Origin of the sequence: Mesorhizobium sp. M1C.F.Ca.ET.210.01.1.1, from assembly GCF_004791585.1 — a bacterium.
Classification (GTDB): domain Bacteria; phylum Pseudomonadota; class Alphaproteobacteria; order Rhizobiales; family Rhizobiaceae; genus Mesorhizobium.
The window spans coordinates 1-278 of record NZ_SRUU01000241.1; the positions used below are offsets into that span (position 1 = coordinate 1).

1 pseudogene is annotated in these 278 nt (G+C 62.6%); it reads right to left on the bottom strand.

The features are described from left to right. Window positions 1-106: 106 nt before the first annotated feature. Window positions 107-278: pseudogene (locus EN853_RS33745) on the bottom strand (DUF1731 domain-containing protein); the annotation flags it as partial.

Genomic DNA, 278 nt, shown 5'->3' on the forward strand with positions numbered 1-278 from the left:
CGCAAATTCATCAGGCTGGGTCCCCTTCCAGTCTATCCGTTGCCGCAAAGTCAGGCGAGCCCGATCGGAAACGAATCATACCACGCCGCGCGTCCCGCATCGATCATCAACGCCTCATCGCGCTGCGCGGCTCTCCGTCCCGCCAGTTACCCTCGGCCCACATCCGCTCCAGCGCCACCCGGTAGTTCGGGAACTGGAAGCGATAGCCGGCCGCCCTGATCGCCTTGTTGGCAACGCGCTTGTTCTCGCCATAGAAAGACCGTGCCATGGGCGAAAGA